Below are 6,205 nucleotides of genomic sequence, written 5' to 3'. Positions count from 1 at the left end.
AACACTGACATGATAAATTAGTGGTTAGCTATATTTTTTACTTTGCAACAGAACCAGAAAGTCTAACGAATTATAACTAATGAGCATGTATAGATTTAATGTAAAAAAATTTTTTAATGAAAGTGGAAAAAATACGTTTAAAGATCGGTTCGCTTTTGACAATTTTAAAACTATTGAAAGATTTGTCATTAATATAAAAATATGTTCCAAACAATATTGAACTTAACGATATTTTTATTTTATATTTATTTTTGCTAATATCAAAAATTTGTTTACCTAACATAATTGATGTATTACTAGATAATAATTGTGCATAAGATATTTTGCCGTTACGATTCCGAACGTATATGGAAGTGTTCTTTGATAAGCCGTAGGCTTCATGAGAAAGAGAGAAATGTAGTTTCCCTTTAAAGATTTCATAACCATGCATATAAATCGTAATATTTTTCATATATAATTTATTAGGAAAATTTTCTCCTTTTATTGAATATAAAAATGCCTTATATCTATTTGGTATATTTAAATTATCAATAGTTTGAAGGCTAATATAGTTAAATAATTTAATAGATTCTTTTTTAAAAAAACAATCTTCAAATAGAAACTTATCAACTAATAACATTTGATTGTTTTCATGTATATAACTGACAAAGTGACTGGCAATTAAATGCTGAATATATTCTAATGATTTCCCATAAATTTGAATCGATTTTTGAATTAGAGGCATATAGTTATTTATGATTTGTGGAGAATAACGGTAACGATAACGCCATGCTAATTGACTTAATGAGTTTTCATTTTTCTTATCATAATAATATTTTGCATTTTGTGAAACACCATAGAATCGTTTGTCTAAAAAAATTGTGTTAATAAGTTTAGCATCTTCCCAATATTTAGCATTTTCATCAAAATAATACTTTTCTTGTTCAAATAAAGATTTTTTAAAAACCATTCCACCGATATGATATTGAAGTTCCGTTGGTTGCTCTATAATATCGAAAATTTGTTCGCTTTTTTCTGTTTCTTTTCCACTATTATGATTTATTTGTACACAGTTATGTAATAATAAAATAGGTATACTTAATATAGAAATATTTGGATAGTTATTAAAAAATTTTTGAGCAACCATAAAGAAATTGTCACTTACGCTATCTGAATCATCAAGAAAAGTAACATATTGCGTTGTTAAACTAATTTGACTAATACCGACATTTCTAGATGCGCTCACACCTCGATTCGTTTGATGGATAACCTTTATTTGATTATATTTTTCAAATTGCTTGAGTTTTTGCTTAGTCCTATCTTTACTCCCATCATTGATAACAATAATTTCATCATCTAAATAAGGTAATTGTTTCAGTAATTTATTTAATGTTTTGTCTATTACATTTTCACTATTATATGTGGGGATAATAACTGAAAAAATAAGAATCACCTCCAATGTATTTGGCTAAGGTAAATTTATTATAGTGTCTACTAATTTTTTTTGTGTATCTTTTTTAACTTCGAAAAGTTTTTCATATGAAGATTTATACTCCGACAAAAGATTATAATTATTACTTTTAATTTTTCTCAAACTAGTTATAAGTTGATTCAAATTTAATGCTACTTGTCCTATATCTGAATACTTAATTTGTTTAGAAGGAACATGGTGAAAAGCATATTTGTTATATTGATAGAAAATGATATTTTTTTGTTGGAATAAAAAGTCTACTGCTATAGAAGAAAAATCAGTAATTAAAAATTTAGATTTAGCAATCATATCAGAGACTTCTATATCCTTCATAGATACAAAAGTTATTTCTGTTTCATCAATTTCTAAATATTGAACATATTTCTCAAATTGCGGATGCATCAACACGTTTAAACATAAATTTTCTTCTTTTAAAAAGTTTATAAAGTCTTTATTTCTAAGTAGATCATATATTTTTTTATAAAAATTGCTCTCTAAAAATTGAGGTATAGTTAAGTTTTGCAAACCGCGCTGCCAAGTTGGCATAAATAGAATTTCATTAGTTTTTTGAGGAGAAATTGAACTTTCCGATAAATTGTCATGTCTTGTCATACCAGTTATTAATACGTTACTTTCATTAAAACCTAAAGTTTCAATTATAATGTTCTTTTCATATTTATTATTAGCAGTAATATAATCAATTAAATAATTATTCTTATGTAAATAAGGAGAAATATTGTTCATAATCATACCATGTTGAATTGAGATAATATCTTTCTCTAAAAGTTCTTTTTTATATATTTTTTTATATGTTTCTATGTCATAAGGGATCATTGTTTCTTCAATAGTAAAAGCTGTAATATACTTATCTGCAAGAAGCATAAGTAATTTATGTTTTAATGAGGAAAAATTTACTACTTTGCCCACTTTTTCAACTTTCTTTTTAGACTGACGTGCTGTTTTATCAAGAATATAATAGGAAATAATATCGTTTCTATTTCTGTTTATATATTTAAATAAAAAATATGAATTATCAGAAGCGCTATCTTTTCTCTCTGATATAAGCCATATTGTTTTGGAACTAAAATGACGAATTAGGTTAACTAAAATTTTTAAAAATTGTTTTTCTAAGATTAAAAATAAGTTTTTTGAAAAAATTCTTAAATTCCGAAACTTTTGTGTATCTTTCCATGCCTTCGTTTCTTTTACATCAAAATCAACATTTCCCAATTTATCTGCCATTTCTTTTTCAATATTATACCAATAACGTTTACTTCTATAAAGTGTTAAAGCAGACAAAGCTTCGTCATAATAATTTTTGAATACTAGTCTATAGACAAGGTATAAATTAGTATGTTTTTTTAGTTGTAATAATTTAATATTATTAAATTTTTGATTTATTAGAATTAATAATCTAATTTGTGTATTCTTGTCAATTTTTCTTTCAAAAACTTGATTATCGATAATAAAATCTAAAAATTTAACTATATCTTTTTCTGTTTCATATATATGAATTAATTTTTTAACGGAAGTATATTTTAGAAGTGCTGTAGTAAGGTTAATTAAATCTTCTTTATATCCTTTGTTTCTCAAGTCTCTCCCAATATAACGGCTCCCAACGTATGCTTTTTCCTTCACATAAGTTATTGCATTAAAATAGGTCTGTAAGTCTATAGTTGATTTTTGTGAATCTAAAGGAACTAACACTGGAGAAAACAACTCTCTATAACTATAAAAATTATATTTGTTACTTTTTATATAATTAGGATTTCGAAGTGTCCATTGAACAATGTTTATTTTGGAATTTTCAATTTGTTGAATACCATGTTTTATATCTTGTAATTCTATCTCAAAATTAGGATTACCAAATAAAATATAATCATATTTATGTTTTATTTGGTAAGAAAATTGATCAAGATCTCCATCGACCACTACAACGTCTGAGAAATATGAAGAATTTAACAAATGATTAAAATTTCTTACATTTTTATTTTTTAGTTTGAATATAATAAGTAAAATTTTCATTGCCTACCACCAAATATTATAGATTTCAAAACTGAAATGATTTTATATAATTTAAAACTTTTACTTTTTTTAAATGCTTCTAACTCATTAACTTTATTATTTAATGTTATACCATTGAAAAAGTACCTTTTTCTTGTTTCTAATAAAGAAGCATAAGAAATAGCAAGTGAAAGATCACCTTGATTTATCAATTTAATAATAGGTAACTCATTATTGAAATATAAACCCATTATCTCTGTATTGTATCCTTGTATTATTTTTTTAATTTTTTTCAATATATCTATTTGAATATTGTAATTTAATTCATAAAATTCTTCGTCAATTACCTTCCAAAATATTGATCTAAGAACATTCACTTTAAAAAATTGCAAACTTTCATCGTTATAATTTTTATAGCACATGAAATAAGCATCAATATCATTATATATTAAATCAACAATATTTTGGTGAGTTAGAGAAAGATTATCCCCAATATTTCTATTTCTATAATAGTAAATTGTAAAAGGTACATAAGAGAATGATCTTGCCTTTGTATAAAGCATTGCATCTACTAGTCTATCTTCACCATTTCGCATTCCTTCTACGAATTTTATATTATTATCAATATAAAATGATTTTCTAATTAATTTTAATACAACGCCTACTTTAACTTGAGCAAAGAATGGTGTATCTTCTAAAGTTGTATTTATGTAGGTTTTGTTCATTTTATAATCTTTAAAAGTTATATGTTGAAAAGTTGAACCATCTTCATTAAATGAAAGCAATTTTCCCATAACAAAATCATCTTTTGGGGTTATATAATGCATTAATGTTTCATATGCATATATATCCAAAATATCATCAGGGTCTAGAAAATGAATAAAATCCCCATTAGATAACTCAACGCCTATGTTTCTTACCTTTCCTGGTGCACCTTGATTTTGGTCTAACTTGATATATTGAAAGTTTGTGAATTTATTTGAATATTGCATTATTTTACTTTCGCTATTATCTGGAGAACAATCATTTACTAAAATCACTTCAATATTTTTCTCACCAATAGTTTGTCCCAATAGCGAGTCTAAACACTCTTCTATATAATCTTCAGCATTGTATACTGGAAGAATAACTGAAATCATCATGCTTTCCCCCCTCCTTTCTTATAAGATAGAAACACACTAATTCTAAATTTTTAAATTCTAATAATAAATCAAAATTTTAATGTTGTAAAATTTTAAATAAATTAATGTAAATATTCTTTTACTATATACTATATACAATATACAATATACTTACTAATGTAAAGCCTATTTTATATTAACTTAATCACGGTTATGATCATATTCGATACTTTTTATCCTTTTATTTAACTCTTTTAAGTTTTTTTTTATTAGCTCATCTTCTCGACAATTTAGTGAAGTTGTTAATTTTTCTGTGGTAAAGGTAATAAATGATGATAATTTATTGTAAAAATCTAATCTTTTAAATAAAATAAAGGCTCTTTTTATATGTGTATCACTTGTTATTAATGAAAATGATTGAAATTTTTCTTTATTAACGATGTGCATAGAATAAATAGCATTTTCTACAGTATCTTTAGACTCATTTTCTTCTATAATTTTATGCTCCGGCACCCCTCTACGCACCAGCCATTCTTTCATCGCCTTTGATTCAGTTTTATTGTTTTTTTTATTACCTCCAGAAACTATAATAAATGATTTTTTTTCCCTATTGTATGCTTCTAATGTCTTATTTAGTCTCCCAATTGCTTCATTTTCTAAAGAACCATCCTCATTTAATCGTAAGCCTAAAGTGATGAAAGTATGTTTCTTTTTTTTATCTATCATTATATTACTCCTATTCAATCTTTTTTATTACTTTTAAATGTTGTAGATTTTTAAAAGTATTTTAAAGTAATAATGCTTAAAAGTGTGGAGGTTTTAAAATTGATGTTCTAATGTAAAATTATTAGCAGTATACAAATGATGTGCAATTAGTTTTACTATTATCAATATAAGTAACAGTGCACTAACTGTAGTTGAAGTAGTAGCCGTTGATATTAATATACCAGACAACGATTCCAAAACAACAGAGGATAAATTTAAACTTTATAAAATGTAGATTTATAATTTATTAATAGAAAAATTTTAAATTATTTAAAATGAATAACCGAGCTGATGAAAATGTTTAATATTTACTACCAAAGACTTATCTGAGCTTTTCAATTTCAGAACTCAAAAGTAACTAAAATAAAAAAAGAATTAGAAAATTTAAATTTATTAGAGAAGAAAGAATGAGTTTAAATAAACCAAATAATATATATTAGAACCAAAAACTCCTTCTAAAATCCATAATGATAAAGCACATTTTAGAATGATTAACAATGGGTTTATTATGTCTTCTGTATTAAACTATAAACCTCTTAGCATAAACTATGTATATTGATACACCGTTGCATAAAGAATGACTAAATAAAATATTTACGTTTCATAATCTAAGAAGTGAACAACAGAAATTGACGGGATGATAAATAAATTTTTTGAATATTACTATCTTAATACTTACTATTATTTCTTTAGGTCAAATAGTTGATATTTTCATAGACGATAATCGAATTATTGTAGATATCATTATAGCTATTGATATAACTATTTCAGTTATATACATAAAATATTTAAATTAGATGCATGTTTTGAGTACACCCTAATCATACAAAAAGAATTGTTGAAATTATAACAATTAAAACGTATG

At 24.4% G+C, this 6,205-nt stretch carries 4 protein-coding genes; all 4 read right to left on the bottom strand.

The features are described from left to right. Positions 1-76 precede the first annotated feature (76 nt). Complete coding sequence (locus tag ACTHUW_RS12335) at positions 77-1,432, bottom strand: glycosyltransferase family 2 protein (RefSeq protein ID WP_442213466.1); 1,356 nt, start codon at positions 1,430-1,432, stop codon at positions 77-79. 15 nt (positions 1,433-1,447) lie between these two features. Then, positions 1,448-3,475 carry a CDP-glycerol glycerophosphotransferase family protein gene (locus tag ACTHUW_RS12330; protein WP_442213464.1) on the bottom strand — a complete coding sequence of 676 codons (2,028 nt, stop codon included), beginning with the start codon at positions 3,473-3,475 and terminating at the stop codon, positions 1,448-1,450. Then, the gene (locus ACTHUW_RS12325) at positions 3,472-4,596 is read right to left on the bottom strand and encodes a glycosyltransferase family 2 protein (protein ID WP_069827702.1); all 1,125 of its coding nucleotides are present in this window, start codon (positions 4,594-4,596) and stop codon (positions 3,472-3,474) included. Before ACTHUW_RS12325 ends, ACTHUW_RS12330 begins: the two co-directional genes overlap by 4 nt. A 180-nt stretch (positions 4,597-4,776) precedes the next feature. Further along, positions 4,777-5,301, bottom strand: a complete 525-nt coding sequence (locus tag ACTHUW_RS12320; RefSeq protein WP_069827703.1) for a YdcF family protein — start codon at positions 5,299-5,301, stop codon at positions 4,777-4,779. Positions 5,302-6,205 lie beyond the last annotated feature (904 nt).

It is taken from the genome of Senegalia sp. (in: firmicutes), from assembly GCF_052088025.1.
Taxonomy (GTDB): domain Bacteria; phylum Bacillota; class Clostridia; order Tissierellales; family SIT17; genus Anaeromonas.
This window is presented reverse-complemented; position numbering and strand designations above follow the sequence as displayed.